The 484-nt window shown below is 38.6% G+C and carries 1 pseudogene; it reads right to left on the bottom strand.

The features are described from left to right. Positions 1-109 precede the first annotated feature (109 nt). Positions 110-307, bottom strand: a pseudogene (locus ACTNB8_RS16430) (indole-3-glycerol phosphate synthase TrpC); the annotation flags it as partial. Positions 308-484 lie beyond the last annotated feature (177 nt).

The raw sequence follows: 484 nt of genomic DNA, 5'->3' as shown, positions 1-484 counted from the left end.
CAAACGAATCCAGGCAAAAACAAAATGGATGCCTCCTGTAAAATACAGAGAAGCATCCATAATGTCCGCCTAACTTATAAATATGTGTCCAGAATTCTGGGTACATATCATTTAATGTCTCAAGAGCGGCTTTTTTATCAGCACTTCTCATCAATGTCTCTCCGATCAGAACAGCATCTACCTGATTATCATATAATTTCCTGATATCCTCTGCTGTCCGTATTCCGCTTTCTGAAACAAAAAGTACATTGTCCGGTGCCAGCTGTCTGAGTTTTATACTGTTCTGCATATCCACCTGAAAGGTTTGCTGAATTGGAAAACTGACTTCCAGTTTGCAAAAGTAAACCCCTGTTCCTAAAAGTTCTTGCAAGATTAAATTCCGGCATATCAAGAAATCATGATTTTAGCGGAATTTACGTTTCCAAACTGGAACTTACAAAACCAAATAGATTGAACCAGTTGTTGAGGCGTGATAAGATAACCC

This window comes from Blautia sp. HCP28S3_G10, from assembly GCF_052065235.1.
Lineage (GTDB): Bacteria > Bacillota > Clostridia > Lachnospirales > Lachnospiraceae > Blautia_A.
The sequence above is the reverse complement of the archived record's forward strand: the minus strand, read 5'-3'. Positions and strand labels throughout refer to the sequence as shown.